12 protein-coding genes are annotated in these 14,549 nt (G+C 72.4%); 7 read left to right on the top strand and 5 right to left on the bottom strand.

Translation table 11 applies throughout. The annotated features are described in order from the left end of the window. Positions 1 to 4 precede the first annotated feature (4 nt). Together QM779_RS16130 and QM779_RS16125 are read right to left on the bottom strand one after the other, a co-directional pair. Positions 5 to 1,372, bottom strand: a complete 1,368-nt coding sequence (locus QM779_RS16130) for a four-carbon acid sugar kinase family protein (RefSeq protein WP_428537263.1) — start codon at positions 1,370 to 1,372, stop codon at positions 5 to 7. Between the two features lie 36 nt (positions 1,373 to 1,408). Further along, complete coding sequence (locus QM779_RS16125; RefSeq protein ID WP_428537260.1) at positions 1,409 to 2,779, bottom strand: MFS transporter; 1,371 nt, start codon at positions 2,777 to 2,779, stop codon at positions 1,409 to 1,411. A gap of 312 nt (positions 2,780 to 3,091) precedes the next feature. Here QM779_RS16125 and QM779_RS16120 point away from each other — a divergent pair, with 312 nt between their 5' ends. From QM779_RS16120 to QM779_RS16090, 7 genes are all read left to right on the top strand, one after another. Beyond that, entirely contained in the window at positions 3,092 to 3,943 is an 852-nt protein-coding gene (locus QM779_RS16120) for a DeoR/GlpR family DNA-binding transcription regulator (RefSeq protein ID WP_428537257.1), read from the top strand. A gap of 214 nt (positions 3,944 to 4,157) precedes the next feature. Next, positions 4,158 to 5,000 (top strand): DeoR/GlpR family DNA-binding transcription regulator, encoded by an 843-nt coding sequence (locus QM779_RS16115; RefSeq protein WP_428537254.1) that lies wholly within the window; start codon positions 4,158 to 4,160, stop codon positions 4,998 to 5,000. A 21-nt stretch (positions 5,001 to 5,021) separates the two neighbouring features. Continuing rightward, positions 5,022 to 6,053, top strand: a complete 1,032-nt coding sequence (locus QM779_RS16110; protein WP_428537251.1) for an alcohol dehydrogenase catalytic domain-containing protein — start codon at positions 5,022 to 5,024, stop codon at positions 6,051 to 6,053. A 37-nt stretch (positions 6,054 to 6,090) separates the two neighbouring features. After that, positions 6,091 to 6,918, top strand: coding sequence for a class I fructose-bisphosphate aldolase (locus tag QM779_RS16105; protein ID WP_428537248.1), 828 nt, complete (start codon positions 6,091 to 6,093; stop codon positions 6,916 to 6,918). Between the two features lie 27 nt (positions 6,919 to 6,945). Beyond that, positions 6,946 to 8,445, top strand: a complete 1,500-nt coding sequence (locus QM779_RS16100; RefSeq protein WP_428537245.1) for a xylulokinase — start codon at positions 6,946 to 6,948, stop codon at positions 8,443 to 8,445. A gap of 7 nt (positions 8,446 to 8,452) precedes the next feature. Beyond that, positions 8,453 to 9,433, top strand: coding sequence for a 2-hydroxyacid dehydrogenase (locus tag QM779_RS16095; RefSeq protein WP_428537242.1), 981 nt, complete (start codon positions 8,453 to 8,455; stop codon positions 9,431 to 9,433). A gap of 4 nt (positions 9,434 to 9,437) precedes the next feature. Beyond that, entirely contained in the window at positions 9,438 to 10,580 is a 1,143-nt protein-coding gene (locus QM779_RS16090; protein ID WP_428537239.1) for a glycerate kinase, read from the top strand. Between the two features lie 438 nt (positions 10,581 to 11,018). Here the strand turns inward: QM779_RS16090 and QM779_RS16085 are convergent, their stop codons facing one another. From QM779_RS16085 to QM779_RS16075, 3 genes are all read right to left on the bottom strand, one after another. Then, positions 11,019 to 11,669, bottom strand: coding sequence for a nucleoside/nucleotide kinase family protein (locus tag QM779_RS16085; RefSeq protein WP_428537237.1), 651 nt, complete (start codon positions 11,667 to 11,669; stop codon positions 11,019 to 11,021). Positions 11,670 to 11,722: 53 nt separating this feature from the next. Next, positions 11,723 to 12,811 carry an ABC transporter ATP-binding protein gene (locus QM779_RS16080; protein WP_428537234.1) on the bottom strand — a complete coding sequence of 363 codons (1,089 nt, stop codon included), beginning with the start codon at positions 12,809 to 12,811 and terminating at the stop codon, positions 11,723 to 11,725. 97 nt (positions 12,812 to 12,908) lie between these two features. Then, the gene (locus QM779_RS16075) at positions 12,909 to 14,519 is read right to left on the bottom strand and encodes an ABC transporter permease (protein ID WP_428537231.1); all 1,611 of its coding nucleotides are present in this window, start codon (positions 14,517 to 14,519) and stop codon (positions 12,909 to 12,911) included. Positions 14,520 to 14,549 lie beyond the last annotated feature (30 nt).

The following is a 14,549-nucleotide window of genomic DNA, read 5'->3' as shown; positions in this document are numbered from 1 at the left end:
GGGCCTAAGCGTGGGCTGGTTCATGTTCCTTCACCTTTTCGTCGAAGATTCGATTCACACACTGGACGGCGGTGAGCTCCGTGCCCGTCATGCCGCCCTTGCAGACCACGGGGACGCCGGCGTGGGGACCGCCCACGAGCACGCCCTGGTCGGCCTGCGGGATCACGTAGTCGACCAGCTTGATGCCGTCGGCCTCCATGGCCCGGCAGCTGGCCACCATCACGTCGCCGCCGGTGAGGTACATCCCGGTCAGGGACGCCCCCAGTTCATCGGCCACGAGCCGGGCGAGTTCGCCCAGCCTCGCCGGCACGAGCGCGGCGGCGACACCGGGGGCCAGCGCCACCGTCCGCTCGAGCTCGTCGAAGTCGACCAACCGTCCGGTCAGGGACGACTCCAGGCCGAGCAGCAGCACGCGGGTCCCGCCCAGGCCGGCGAGCCTGCCGACCTCGGCGATGATCCGGTCCACCTCGCCGCGGAACACCGGCCCGTCGGCGACCAGGTGCTCGATGCGCACGTCGATCACCGCGGTGCCGGGGACCTCCCGCAGCTTGTTCAGCTGGGTGTGGGTGACGCTCATCGCGCTGCCGGCCACCACCAGGACGGTGCCACGATCGGACGCGGCCGGCTCGGTCCGCGTGCCACGCTCGACCACGGGCGTGGTCTCCACGACGCCGCTGCGGATCGCCATCCGCTCGGTGAACGGACCCGGGTCGACGCAGACGACCGGCCAGCCGAGGCCGACCAGCGCGTCGGCGATCGCGTCGATGTCGTCCAGCGACGTCGCATCGACGAGGATCGCCCGGACGCCGGCCACCCGCTCGGCGGCCAGTGCCGCCCGCAACTGGTCGGGCCCCGCGAGCACCGCGTCCATCGCCACGTGGCCGACGGCACCGGTGAACTGCCCGCCGAGGAGGGTCGGCAGGTGCGACTCGGTGACCGGGGTCCGGACGTCCGAGGCGACGGCCGTCCGGGCCAGCAGCACCGAGTCGATCAGCGAGTAGCCACCGACGACGATCCGCCGGGACTGCGGCATGGCCGGCACCACGATCGCGATGTGGTCCTCACCGAGGGCTTCCAGCATGCCCTCGACCTCGGGGCCGATCCCGCCGCGACAGGTGGTGTCGATCCGCTTGGCGAACAGTTCGGCGCCGCGCTGGCGGAGCTTCTCCGTGGCCTTGCGCACCCGCTTGCGGGCCTTCTTGGCCGGCAGCGACCGGGAGTTGCTGCTCACGATCAGCGCCTCGTGCTCCTCCACCGTCTCGATGAAGGACGGGTCGAAGAGCACTGCGGTGTCGACCCCGACCCTGGCCAGCAGGGCACCCACGGTCGTGGCGCCGGTCAGGTCGTCGGCGACGATTCCCAGCTTCGGCATCTCTTCACCACCTCTCGGTCTGGCGTCCGGTCCGGGTCACTTGGCGGCGAGCGCCGACTCGGCGGCCTTCGGCTTGGCCTCGACCAGGGTGAAGATCACCACGAAGGCGAGCAGCAGCACGACCACGAAGTAGCTGAAGGCGAAGCCGTAGTTGCTGCCCGTCGCGTCCAGCAGTGCACCGACGATCATCGGGGCGAAGAAGCCGCCGAGGTTGCCACCGGAGTTGATCACGCTGATCGCGAAGGGGTAGGTCTTGTTGTTGGTCAGGCCCATCGGGTAGGCGGTGAACATCGGCCAGCCGATGTTCAGGAAGAAGCCGGTCGCCATCAGGCTGGCCACGATCAGCGCCGTGTTCTGCGGGGCGTTGATGACAGTCACCATCATCACCGCGGCGAAGAACGCGGTGATCAGCATGGTGGGCTTGCGACGGCCCTGGAACACCCGGTCGGAGACGAAACCGCCGGTCATCGCGCCGAGCAGGCCGCCGACCGCGGGGGCGGCCGCAATGAAGCCGGTGCTGGTGAAGTCGAAGTGCCGGGCCTGGACGAGGTACAGCGGCACCCAGGTGAGCAGGCCGTAGTTGACGTTGTTCATGAAGAAGTAGGCCAGCGTGTCGCCCCACACGTTCCAGGACCTCAGGACCTGGCCGTTGGTCTCCAGCTTGTCGACGTCCTTGAGCCGGATCAGCTTGTCCAGCCAGCCCATGGGCCGGAACTCGACCTTCTTGGCCTCGACGGTCGTGTCGTAGATGTGGGCGACCTCGGCCGCGTTCACCCGCGGGTGCTGCTCGGGACGGTTGCGGACGATGAAGTACCACACGGCGGCCATCAGGACGCCGGGGATGGCGAACCAGAAGAACACCGTGCGCCAGCCGAAGGCGGAGGCGATCGCGATCGCGATGGCCGGGACGATGATCGGGGCGAACTGGGTGGACGCGATGTACAGGCCGGTCGCGGTGCCCTTCTCCCGCGGCGGGAACCAGGCGTTGACGGTCGAGGTCATGCCGACCGGAACCGGGCCCTCCGCGAGCCCGAGGAACAGGCGCAGCACGAGCAGGCCGACGGCGGCGGCAGTGAAGCCCATCAGGAAGGTCACGATGGAGAACGCGAGGATCGCCAGCGAGACGATCGTCCGGGTGCCCTTCTTGCCGATCAGCAGCCCGGCGGGGATCTGCGAGACCGCATAGCCCAGGAAGAAGAAGCTCGAGATCGCACCGGAGGTGAAGTTGTCGATGTGGAACTCGGCCTTCACGAACGGCAGCACCGCACCGATGTTGGAGCGGTCGGCCATGCAGATGACATAGCCGGCGAAGATCGTGGCCATGACCACCCAGCGGTACCGGGTGGCCTTTTCAGATGCGGCTGTCCCCTTCGACAGCTCCGGGCTCGCGCCCATCGAGAGCGACATGTGGTCTCCAATTCTCGTCGTTTCCTGCGGAGCCGGGGCGGTTCCTCCGTGAAGCTGTCCGGCACCTGAGCGATCTGGCGAGTGCGACATCCTTGCCGTTTGCTCGCTTCAATCACTCTTGACAGAGATTATGATCGAACAGCGCACTATCGCTGTCAAGAGTCTGGGCAAAGTCGCGCAAGATCGCCCTGTTCCACGCCGAAACTTGCCCGAAGCGAGCATTATTGAGCCAGGCGCGCGTCGACGACACCGACGCCACCGCGCCGCGGTCGGAAGGCGCGCCGCGCCGGGGACCCGGGAAGGAGTACGGTCATGCCGATGACCAGCCAGACCACCGACGAGGCGGGCAAGGGCCCCGCGCGCGCGGGCCACGGGAGCAAGGGCCACCGGCGCAGGCAACGCATCCTCGCCATGCTCACCTCCGAGCCGGAGGAGAACCTCTCCGTGACCGGGCTGTCGGAGACGTTCGGAGTGTCGGTGGCCACCATCCGCCGCGACCTCTCCCACCTCCAGGACCAGCGGCTGGTCACGCGCACCTACGGTGGCGCCGCGCTGCAGCACCACCCCAAGGCCGAGCTGACGATGGTCGAGCGGGGCGCCACCCACGTCGAGGCGAAGACGGCCATCGGGCGGGCCGGCGCGGCGCTCGTCGAGGACGGTGACCTGCTGATCCTCGACTCGGGCTCCACGACCGAGCAGCTGGCCATCGCCCTCGGCGACCGTCCGGTGTCGGTGATCACCAACGGGCTGCGCATCGTGCACCAGCTGGTGGCCTGCGAGCGGGTCCGGGTGACCGTCCTCGGCGGATCGTTGCGCGGCTTCAACGAGACCATCTTCGGCGCGGACGCGGAGGAGATGCTCGGCCGGGTCTGCGCGACCATCGCCTTCATCGGCACGGACGCCATCGACCCCGTCCGCGGGATCACGTCCCGCACGTACGAGCAGGCCCGGCTCAAGTCGGCCATGGTGAGGCAGGCCGAGCAGGTCTACTTCGTGGCGGACGCGTCCAAGCTCGGCGAGCACCCGCCGTTCCAGTACTGGTCGAAGCTGCCGGCCGAGTGGGGCCTGATCACCGATGACGGTGCCGACCCCGCCGCCCTGGCCGAACTCCGGCAGGTCGGGGCCACCTCGATCATCGTCGCTCCCACCACGACCGTCGGCTGAGCCGGCGGGTCGCGCTCGCGCGATCGCACCGATCCCCCAGGATGACTGGTTCGCGCATTCCGTGATCCTCTTTGGCTCAATCTGGCCCGAACCCGCCCCTGTTGACAAGCCTGATGCTCGGTGCAATCATCTTGTTCCATCAGATGCGCGAATCGCGCATTTCTGGAGCGAGTGAGGCGGCCCCCCAGCCGCCCGCGACGAGAGGCCCGGCATCATGCAGCACCGCGACGGAGCACCGGCACCGGCCGGTGTCGACCCTGCGGGTGTCACCGGGCCGCGCACGCGCCGGGACATCAAGGGCGACCGCCGGCGTGCCGAGATCATGGAACTGCTGGGCGGCGACGACGCGAGCAACATCACCGTCGGCGACCTCGCGGCGGGCTTCGGTGTCTCCGAGGCCACGATCCGCAGGGACCTCTCGCACCTCGAGGACCGCCGGCTGGTCACCCGCACCTACGGGGGCGCCGCGATCTCCCACCCGCGCGCCGAGCTGAGCATGCCGCAGCGCGAGACCACCCATGCCGCGGCGAAGCGGGCGATCGGCCGGGCCGCCGCGGCGCTGGTCGACGACGGGGACCTGGTCATTCTGGACGCCGGCTCGACCACCGAGCGGGTCGCCGTGGCCCTCGGCAACCGCCCGGTCACCGTCGTGACCAACGGCCTGCGGGTGATCAACCGCCTCGCCCAGCACGACCGCACCAGCGTGCTCGTGCTGGGCGGCGCCCTGCGCGGGTTCAACGAGACCATCTCCGGTCCCGACGCCGAGGCCATGCTCTCCCGCGTGTATGCGCGGTTCGCCTTCATCGGTGGCGACGGCGTGGACCCGCGCCGCGGCGTCGCGTCCCGCACCTACGAGCAGTCCCGGATCAAGTCGCTGATGATGGAGCGGGCCGCCAGGGTCTTCGTGGTCGCCGACGCGTCCAAGCTCGGCGACGAGACCTTCCCCTACTGGTCCGCCCTTCCCGACGAGTGGGGCCTGATCACCGACCACGACGCCGACCGCGCCGCGCTGGCGGCGCTGCGGTCCGCCGGCGCCACCGACATCATCACCACCTGAACCGGAGTTGCCATGCCCCAGATGAAGCAAGCCGTCCTCCTCCAGCCCAACGACCTCCGCGTGGTCGAACGCGACGTCCCCGCACTCGCCGAGGGCGAGGTGCTGGTCAAGGTCACCGCCGCCCTGCTGTGCGGCACCGACCTCCGCATCTACACCGGCCGCAAGACGAAGAACGTGACCCTCCCCTCCGTCCTCGGCCACGAGACCGCCGGCGTCGTCGTCGACGCCAACGGACCGCTGCCGGACGGTGTCGCGCTCGGAAACCAGGTGTGCATCTACCCGCTGGTGCCGTGCGGCGAGTGCGTCGCGTGCCGCAAGGGCCACCCCAACATCTGCCGCAACCGGGTGGCGTTCGGCTACCAGCTGGACGGGGGCCTGTCGCAGTACGTCCGCGTGCCGGCCAACGCACGGCAGAACATCGTCCCGCTGCCGGGCGTGAGCGCCGCCGAGGCCGCGCTCGTCGAGCCGCTGGCCTGCGCGCTGAACGGCCAGAACCTCGCGAAGGTCAAGGGCGCGGACGCGATCCTCGTCGTCGGCTGCGGACCGCTCGGGCTGATGCACATCCGGCTGGCCAAGGCCCAGGGCGTCCCCACCGTGATCGCGGTCGACCCGAACGAGGCCCGCCACGAGATCGCCCGCGCCTCGGGCGCGGACCTCGTGCTCGTCCCCGGCGACGACACGCCCGCGCAGGTCCTCGCCGCCACGGACGGCGGCGTCGACGTGGTCATCCTCGCCATCGGCAGGGTGGAGGCGCTGACCCCCTACCTCGGCATCCTCGCCCCCGGCGCACGGATCTCCGCGTTCGCCGGGTTCAACAGCGGCGACGTCCTGAGCATCGTGGCCAACGACATCCACTACAACGAGTACGAGGTCGTCGGCGCGTCCAGCTGCCGGCTGGAGAACTTCCACGCCGTGGCCGACCTCGTGACCGCAGGCAAGCTGCACGTCGCCGACCTCGTCGGCACCCAGCTGCCCCTCGACCGGGTGCACGACGCGCTCGACCTGGTCGCGTCCGGCAAGGACCTCCGGGTCGGCGTCGACCCCTGGCTCTGAACTCCCCACGACCCATCCGAAACCGAAAGAGAGAACCATGAGCATCTTCGAACTGAACCCCGTCGGCACGACCTCCGCGCTCGGTCGCGAGATCCGGCTGCGCCGGATCATGGGCACCGACGGCCGGCTGATGACCGTGGCGCTCGACCAGGCCGTCCCCCGCGGCGTGGCGCCGCGGCTCGCCGACCTGAAGAGCGTCTTCGACAAGATCGTGGAGGGCGAGCCGGACGCGTTCACCGTGTTCAAGGGCGTCGCCGGCCACCTGCTGGCCGGACGGGCGAAGCAGGTGCCGCTGATCATCAAGGGGTCCACCTTCTGCGTCGACTTCCACCCCACCTACGACGCGACCGTCGGCCAGGTGGCCGACTGCCTGCGGCTCGGCGCGGACGCGATCGCGGTCGGCATCTCGGCCGGCTCGCAGCACCAGGTCGCCATGCTGGAGATGCTCAGCGCGGTCACGCAGGAGGCCCATCAGTGGGGGCTGCCGGTGGTCTGCCACGCCTACCCCAGCGGTGAACTGTGGGGCGACCGCAAGGGCAGCACCGAATCGGTCATGTACGCGGCGCGGGCCGCGGCCGAGTGCGGCACCGACATCGTCAAGACCTGGTACACCGGCTCGGCGGAGGAGTTCCGCAAGGTCGTCGACGCCACCCCGACCATCGTGGTCGCCGCGGGCGGGGCGCCGGCGAACTCCCCGATCGACGTCCTGAACCAGGCCGCAGCCGTGATGGACGCGGGCGGCGCGGGCATGACCGCCGGCCGCAACATCTGGGGTGCCGACGATCCCGCCGGCATGGTCCGCGCGCTGAAGGCCGTCATCCACGACGGCGCCAACCCGGGCGACGCGCTGAAGCTGATCGGCTGATCCGGCCACGACTCCGGGAGCTCAACGATGAGTACCTTCCTCGGCCTCGACCTCGGCACGTCCGCCACCAAGGGGGTCATCCTCGCCGATGACGGCACCGTGGTCGCCCGCGCCCGCGCTCCGCACCCCGACTCGCGTCGGGGGCGGCCGGGCCGGGCCGACCCGGCGGCGTGGGAGCAGTCGATCGTCGCGGTCTGCCTGCAGCTCGCCCCCGAACTCGCACAGGTGGACGGGATCGGCATCGACACCCACTGCCCCACCGTGGTGCCACTCGGGGCGGACCGGCGTCCGGTCAGCCTGGGCGTCACCTGGGACAACCCTGCACTCGGCCCGCTGTTCCAGCGCTGGAGCGAGCGCCGCAGCCCCACCGACATCCGGGCCACCGGCAACCACCCTTCGCAGTCGACCTTCGCGGTGATCGCCCACCACTACCTCCGCGAGACCGAGCCGGACGCGTTCTCCCGGCTGGTCACGCTGGGGTTCGCCGGCACCTGGCTCGGCGCGCTGCTCACCGGGGAGCTCGGCATCGACCCGACGCAGGCGTCCTATTCGGGGGTCTTCGACACGATCGGCGACCAGCCGCGCTGGCTCGAGAGCGCCCTCACCGACCTGTGCATCGACCCGGCCGTTCTGCCGCCGGTGCGCGAACCGCTCGACGTCCTCGGCGCAACGTCCACCACGTTCGCAGAGCTGGCCGGCATCCCGCTCGGCATCCCGGTGCTGGTCGGGTGCGCGGACACGCCTGCGGCGTCCTACGCGCTGGGCACGACGCCAGGGACGAACCCGTTCCTGATCATGGGCACGACCCACGTCGTGAACAGCTGCCTGCCCTCCCCCGACCTGCGCGCCCGTGCGCTGCAGCGGCGCGGGCTCCGTCCGGGCGAGTGGCTCATCAACGGCGTGACCAACGGCGGCGACGCCCTGGCCGCCGCATCCTCGGCGTTCGGGTTCGGCGACCGCGATTCGGCCGTGGCTGAGCTCGTCCGGCTAGCTGCGGGGGTGTCCGGGGAGAGCGCGCTGGGCGCGCCCTTCTTCGTGCCCCACGTGATGCCCGAGCGCGGCCCGTTCTGGTTTGAGGAGCCCTGTTCGGGGCTGACCGGCATGACCCGCTCGACGACCCGCGAGCAGCTCGCCCGCGGAACGCTGGACGGGGTGATCCTCGCCGACCGGATGGTGCTCGAGGCCACGATCCCGCCCGGCGACGAGGTGGTCTACCTCACCGGAGCGTTCGGCGAGGACCCCGTCCTGCCGCAGTTGCTCGCCGACGCGACCGGACGCAGCTTCGACGTCGCCCTCGAGCCGGACCTGCCCGCCATCGGCGCGGCGGCCATGTGCGCCGAGGTCGTCCGCGGCCCGGTCGCGTGCCGCCTCGCCACCAGCCGGGTCGCCCCGCGTCCCGACAACGCCGCACTGGCCGAGCGGCGCTGGGCGGCCTTCCGCGAGCAGTGGTCCGTCCTCACCGGCCGCGACCCGCTGCCCGCCCTCGCCACGACCTCCCCGTCCCCTCTCGTCCCCACAAGGAGCTGAACCCGGAATGCCCCAGCCACACCTCTACGTCGCCCGCACCCTCACCCCTGCCGTGATGGCCGAACTCGACGACCTCGGCCTGCCCGTCGTCGCGGGTGAGGAGGCGCCTCCCGCGCGGGATCGCCTGCTCGCCGGCATCGCGGGCGCCGCGGCAGCCATCGTGACCCTCACCGAGCGGGTGGACGCCGAGCTGCTCGACGCGGCCGGCCCCCAACTGCGGGTTGTCGCCAACGTCGCGGTCGGCTACGACAACATCGACCTCGAGGCCGCCGCTGAGCGCGGCGTGGTGGTGTGCAACACCCCCGGCGTCCTCGACGACGCCACCGCGGACCACACGTTCGCGATGCTCCTGGCCACCACCCGCCGGGTGGTCGAGGCCGACCGGTTCGCCCGCACGGGCCGGCCGTGGATCTGGGGTCCGAACATGCTGGTGGGGCTGGACATCAGCGCCGACGCGACCCTCGGCATCGTGGGCTTCGGACGGATCGGGCGGGCGGTGGCCCGGCGCGCCCACGCCTTCGGCATGCGGGTCATCACCAGCGACCCCGGCCTGAACGTGGGTGACGCCGTCGACGGCGTCACCGTGGTCGGCTTCGAGGAGCTGCTGGCGACGGCCGACGTCGTGTCGCTGCACGTGCCGCTACTCCCGTCCACCCGGCACCTGATCGACGCCTCCGCACTGGCGAGGATGCGGCCCCGCTCCTACCTGGTGAATGCCGCTCGCGGCGGCGTCGTCGACGAGAGCGCGCTGATCGACGCCCTCCGCTCCGGCCACCTCGCCGGCGCTGCGCTGGACACCTTCGAGGGCGAGCCGAGGATCAACCCGGAGTTCGCCGGCCTCGAGAACGTCGTCCTTCAGCCGCACATCGCCAGCGCGGGCGACCGGACCAGGGACGCCATGTGCCGGCTGGCCGTGCGCAACGTGACCAGGGTGCTCGCCGGGGAGCCGGCCGAGACGCCCGTCCGGACGCCCGTGGCCACGGCCTGAAGCCATGGCCCTCACCGTCGTCTGCGCACCCGACTCGTTCAAGGAGTCGATGAGCGCGCGCACCGCCGCGGAGGCTCTGGCCGAGGGCGTCCATCGCGTGGTGCCGGACGCGGAGTGCCGGCTGGTCCCGATGGCCGACGGCGGCGAGGGCACCACCAGGACCGTCGTGGACGCGTTGGGTGGCGAGGTGGTCACCGTCCCCTGCGTGGACGCGCTCGGGAGGCCCGCGACGGCCGAGTACGGCTGGGTGGCTGAGACCGGGCTCGCCGTCATCGAGGTCGCCTCCGCCTGCGGGCTGGCCCAGATCACACCGCCCGACCGGGACGTCCGGGTGGCCACCAGCCGGGGCGTGGGGCAGCTCGTGCGGCAGGCGCTCGACAGGGGAGCGAGACGACTACTGATCGGGCTGGGCGGCTCCGCGACCAACGATGCGGGCACGGGGATGCTGGCCGAACTCGGCGTGAGGTTCCTCGACGCGGACGACGCCGACCTGCCGGCGGGCGGCGCAGCGCTCTCCCGCCTGGCCGGGGTCGACGTCGGCGGGCTCGACCCCCGACTGGCCGACTGCGAGATCGACCTCGCGTGTGACGTGGACAACCCGTTGTGCGGCGCGTCCGGGGCCAGCCACGTGTTCGGCCCGCAGAAGGGCGCGGACCCGGACGACGTGCTCGCGCTGGACGCCGCGCTGACCCGCTGGGCGGATGTCGTGGAACCGGCCCTCGGCCGGACCGTGCGCGACCTGCCGGGAGCGGGGGCCGCCGGCGGTCTCGGCGCGGCGTTCCTCGGCGTCCTCGACGCCAGGCCGGCGCCCGGCGTGGAGCTGGTGGCGGACGTGGTTGGGCTCGCGTCCGCCGTTGTCGGAGCGGACTGGGTGTTGTCGGGCGAGGGCCGCATCGACGCCCAGACCCGGCACGGCAAGACGCCGTGGGGCGTGACGCTGGTGGCCCGGGCCGCCGGTGTGCCGGTGGTGCTGTTCGGCGGCCGGGTGGATCCCTCGGCCGAGGACCTGTTGGACCTGGTTGAGCGACTCGTCGCGATCTCCGTGGACGCTCCCAGCCTCACCGACGCCCTCACCCGCGCACCCGAGTACCTCGCGGACGCCGCCGAGCGCGTGGTGCGCGACCTCCTGGCGGCGCGCCGCAGCTGAGTCGGGCCGACGCGGCTGAACCGGGCCGGCGTTGCTGAACCGGGCCGAGTTCGCACTCCGCGTGCCGGGGTACTCGCCGTTCGCCGCGGTGCTCGTGGCCACCCAGTTCCTGGCCAGTGCTGGGAGGAATCGGCCCCCGGGATCGCTCCTCCGCCGCGCTATCGAGGGTGTCGACGCGATCCGGGGTGGCGAATCCTCCCAGCCGCCTGCCTGCGGAACTGCGCGCCAGTTGCCGCCAGCGCCCCCGAAATGCCTCCGCCAGCCCATCCAGCGCGCAGATCCGCAGGGTGGCGCGGATGTCCCTCACCAGCGCGCGACCAACTCCCGCCGCCACCTCAGCACTGCCCGGCCTGCGATATTGCCCTCCAGGCACCGCTGGCGAGACCAGAGCCCCTCAGCCCTCCCAACCAGCGCGCAGATCCGCAGGGGGCCCGAAGCTCACCAGTGCGGCCAGCGCAGGACCAGGTCCGCCCTTTCGCGATGGCCGGACACCAGCCGGGCGTTCGCCTCGTCGGAGCCGAGGGCGTGGCGGCGCGCGTGCGCGGCCGACTTGCCGAAGCGCTCGTGGCGCGCGATCAGCCGCTCGACGCGCAACTCGTCGCTGGGCGCCTCCAGGAACCAGACCTCGTCGATCGACGCGCGGGCCGCACGCCATGGGGGGTCCGGGTGCAGCAGGTAGTTGCCCTCGGTGACGACCACCGCCGCAGACCGCGGTATCGCGATCGCGCCCGCCACGGGGTCCTCGATCTCCCTGCGGTACTCCGGCGCGTAGACCATCGGCTCCGTGTTCGCCCGGAGCCGCCGCAGCAGCGCGGCGTAGCCGTCCGGGTCGAACGTGTCCGGCGCGCCCCGGCGGCCGGCTCGGTCGTCGACCGCGATCACCGATTTCGCGAGGTGGAACCCGTCCATCGGCACCACCACCGCCGACCCGGACGCGTCCGCGTTGAGCCGGGCGACGAGCTCAGCCGCGAGCGTCGACTTGCCCGCCCCGGGAGCCCCGCACACTCCGACGACCACCCGCGGTCGCCCCGCGGCCAGCGTCCGCACCCGCCCGGCGAGCGCGCCCAGGTCCACGTCCACGGTGTCCACCCGCTCATCCTCCCGGGCTGCCAGAGGCTCGCGCGAGCATGGTTCCGTGAGTCTCACAGTTCCGTCGGGGCGGCGATCGGGACCGCCGCGCACGCCTCCGGGTCGAGCCGGACGCCGAGCGTCGCCGGCGGGTGCGCGTGGGACGCGATCGCCGGGGTCCGGACGTGGGCCTGCTGGCCGGACGGCAGCCGGACGGTGAGTTCGCTCCCGCCGCGCCGTGCCTGCGCCTGCTCCACCGGCACCTCCACTCCGTCGTCGGTGACGACGAGACCCTCCGGGCCGACACCGACGAGCGGCGGGGCGTCCGGCCAGCCCAGGGTGGCCGCCTCGGCGGCGGAGAGGAACGGCCCGTAGCCGAGGAACTCCGCGACCTCACGGGACGCCGGCGCGCGCCACAGCGTGTCCGGGTCGGCCAGCTGCAGGACCGTGCCGCGGGCCAGCACCCCGACCCGGTCGGCGATCGCGAACGCCTCGTCCTGGTCGTGGGTGACGTACAGGGCGGGGACGCCGGTGGCCCGCAGGGTCTCGTCGAGCACGCCCACCAGGTGCTCGCGCAGGCCCCGGTCGAGCGCGGAGAGCGGTTCGTCGAGCAGGAGCAGCCGCGGGTCGGCGGCCAGGGACCGGGCCAGCGCCACCCGCTGGGCCTCGCCGCCCGACAGCGCGGTGACCGGACGCGGCCCGTACCCGGCGAGCCCGACCAACTCCAGCAGCTCGGCCACCCGTCGCTCGCGCTGCGTCCGCGGCGTGCGGGCCAGCGCGTAGCCGACGTTGCCCGCCACCGAAAGGTGCGGGAACAGCTGGCCGTCCTGGAACATGACCACGAAGCCGCGCTTGTGGACGGGCACCCCGGCCAGGTCGTCGCCGTTCCAGCTCACCGTGCCGCCGACCAGCGGCTCGAGGCCGGCGACCGCGCGGAGCAGCGACGACTTGCCCGACCCCGACGGGCCGAGCAGCGCGACCACCTCACCGGGAGCGACCGACAGCGACACGCCATCGACGGCCGTGACCGGCCCGTAGCGCACGACCGCGTCGCGCACCTCGAGCCCGCCCGTCGCGGCATCGAGGCTCTCGGGACCGTTGGTCTCGGCGCCACGTTTGTCACGCCCGCCCGCCGCGCCGCCCATGTCGTGCCCGCCCGTCACTGCTCCCGCACCTCGCGTCCGCCCCTCACCATGGCATGCACCTCGAGCCCGCCCGTCTCGGGATCGCCGGTCCCGGCGCGACTCGTCCCACGCCCGCTCACCACGGGTTCACCTCCTTCGGGCCGACCCATTCCGCCAGTCCCATCGCGAGGGCGGCGAACGCGGCCAGCACCACGGATGCTGCCATGGCCGCACCGAAGTTCTCCGCGCCGGGCCGTCCGATCAGCTGGAAGATCACCACCGGCAGGGTCGGACGGTCGGGCCGCGCGAGGAAGGACGTGGCCCCGAACTCGCCCAGGCTGGTCGCGAACGCGAAGCCGAGCGCCAGCCCGAGCCCGCGCAGCGCGAACGGCGCGTCGATGGTGGCGACGATGCGGCGCGGCGTCGCACCGAGGGTGGCTGCGGCCTCGTGCAGGCGGGGGTCGATCGCCCGGAGCGTGGGCAGCAGCGTCCGCACGACCAGGGGTAACGCCACCAGCGCCTGCGCGATCGGGATCAGCAGCCAGCTCGAGCGCAGGTCCAGCGGCGGCCGGTTCAGCGTGATCAGGAACCCGAAGCCGACCGTCACCGCCGACACGCCCAGCGGCAGCATGAACACCGCGTCCACGGCCCGCATCACCCGCCGGCCGGGGGCGGACGCGGGCCGCCGCGACAGCACGTAGCTCACCAGCAGGCCGAGCACGACCGCGATCGCCGTGGCGACCAGCGCGGTGCCGAGCGAGTTCAGCAGCGACTGCCACACGCTCACTGTCAGCGACCCGGCCGTGCCGGCGAGCGCACGGTAGTTCGCCAGGCCCCACCCGTCCGCGGTGACGAACGAGCGCCACACCAGCGAGCCCATCGGGAGGACCAGCAGGCCCAACACCACGACTCCGGTGAGCGCCGCCGCCGGCGCGTCGGACGCCCGCAGCGGCGCGTCCACCGGGTTGCCCGAGAGGCGCAGCGCCCGCTCCTGCCGGGCGCGCGCGGCCCCCGCGACGATCAGGGACGCGCTCACCACCAGCAACTGGAGGATCGACAGCGCGGCGGCCGCGGGCAGGTCGAGCAGCTGGGTGGTCTGGTACCAGATCTCGGTCTCGATGGTGCCGTAGCTCTCCCCGCCCAGCACGAGCACCACCCCGAACGCGGACGCGCAGAACAGGAACACCAGGGCAGCCCCGGACGCGATCGCGGGCGCCAGCGCAGGCAGGGTGACGGTGGCCAGCACGCGCAGCCGCCCCGCGCCCAGCGAACGGGCGGCCTCCGCCGCGCGGGGGTCGAGACGGCTCCACAGTGCGCCCACCGTCCGGACGACGACCGAGTAGTTGAAGAAGACCAGCGCGGCGACGATCCCGGCCAGCGACTCCTGCAGGCCGAGGAACCCCAGCAGACCGGTCGGAGCGAGCAGCGAGGAGAACGCGACACCGACCACCACGGTCGGCAGCACGAACGGGACGCTCACGACCGCGCGGACGAGCCGGCGTCCGGGGAAGCGGCAGCGGTAGAGCACGTGCGCGCCGGGGACGCCCAGCAGCACGGCCACCAGCGTGCCGAGCACCGCCTGGGTGAAGGTCTGGCCGAGGATCCGCCAGGTGCGCGGCGCGGCGAGGACCTCCTGGACGCCGGCGAGCGTGACCACCCCGTCCACCACGAACCCCCGGGCGACCAGGGCGGCCACCGGCCAGGCGAAGAAGACCGCGAGGAACGCCAGAGGCGGGAGCGCCGCCACCGCCCACACCCACGGGTTCCCGCCGACGCC

This window comes from Propionicimonas sp., from assembly GCF_049840635.1.
GTDB lineage: Bacteria > Actinomycetota > Actinomycetes > Propionibacteriales > Propionibacteriaceae > Propionicimonas.
Note: the sequence above shows the minus strand (reverse complement) of the source record. Positions and strands in the feature narration are given on the sequence as shown.

Coding starts and splice junctions, on each gene's coding strand:
- QM779_RS16130 (WP_428537263.1), bottom strand. CDS start 1,372: ATGCCGAAGCTGGGAATCGTCGCCGACGACCTGACCGGCGCCACGACC.
- QM779_RS16120 (WP_428537257.1), top strand. CDS start 3,092: ATGCCGATGACCAGCCAGACCACCGACGAGGCGGGCAAGGGCCCCGCG.
- QM779_RS16115 (WP_428537254.1), top strand. CDS start 4,158: ATGCAGCACCGCGACGGAGCACCGGCACCGGCCGGTGTCGACCCTGCG.
- QM779_RS16095 (WP_428537242.1), top strand. CDS start 8,453: ATGCCCCAGCCACACCTCTACGTCGCCCGCACCCTCACCCCTGCCGTG.
- QM779_RS16090 (WP_428537239.1), top strand. CDS start 9,438: ATGGCCCTCACCGTCGTCTGCGCACCCGACTCGTTCAAGGAGTCGATG.
- QM779_RS16125 (WP_428537260.1), bottom strand. CDS start 2,779: ATGTCGCTCTCGATGGGCGCGAGCCCGGAGCTGTCGAAGGGGACAGCC.
- QM779_RS16105 (WP_428537248.1), top strand. CDS start 6,091: ATGAGCATCTTCGAACTGAACCCCGTCGGCACGACCTCCGCGCTCGGT.
- QM779_RS16100 (WP_428537245.1), top strand. CDS start 6,946: ATGAGTACCTTCCTCGGCCTCGACCTCGGCACGTCCGCCACCAAGGGG.
- QM779_RS16110 (WP_428537251.1), top strand. CDS start 5,022: ATGAAGCAAGCCGTCCTCCTCCAGCCCAACGACCTCCGCGTGGTCGAA.